This is a genomic window from Kocuria sp. CPCC 205260, assembly GCF_040981045.1.
GTDB classification, from domain to species: domain Bacteria; phylum Actinomycetota; class Actinomycetes; order Actinomycetales; family Micrococcaceae; genus Kocuria; species Kocuria palustris.
This window is the reverse complement of record NZ_JAVKPT010000125.1, coordinates 1-503: the sequence shown is the minus strand read 5'-3', so window position 1 is coordinate 503 and position 503 is coordinate 1. Positions and strand designations below refer to the sequence as shown.

The window sequence follows — 503 nt, the reverse complement described above, 5'->3', positions numbered from 1 at the left end:
GGCCCGGACCGTGCTGGAGCGCGTGGGGCCGGAGGAGCTCGGGGACCACACCTGGGACCTCGTCTACCAGTCCCGCTCCGGGCCGCCGCAGGTGCCGTGGCTCGAGCCGGACGTCAACGACGCCCTCGAGGAGCTCGCCGAGCGCGGTGTCGCCGGTGTGGTCCTCGTGCCGCTGGGCTTCGTCTCCGACCACATGGAGGTCAAGTGGGACCTCGACACGGAGGCCCTGGAGACCTGCGAACGGCTCGGCCTCCCGGCCGTGCGCACCCCCACCGCGGGCACCCACCCGGCGTTCGTGGCCGGGCTCGCGGACCTCGTGGAACAGCGCGTCGCCGGGCGCGCCGCCCCGCCGCGGCTCTCCGCGTGCGCCGAGGGCACGTGGTTCGACGACTGCGCCCCGGACTGCTGCGTCAAGGTGCTGCGCGGCGCCACCGGGCCCCGTCCGACCATCGCGCAGCGCCCCCAGGGCGAGCCCCTCCCGGTCGCCCTCGACGAGGCGGGGG

At 76.7% G+C, this 503-nt stretch carries 1 protein-coding gene; it reads left to right on the top strand.

Going from position 1 to position 503, the window contains the following annotated elements:
• The coding region (locus tag RF645_RS13530; protein WP_368819298.1) for a ferrochelatase at positions 1 to 503 on the top strand (503 nt) is incomplete at both ends.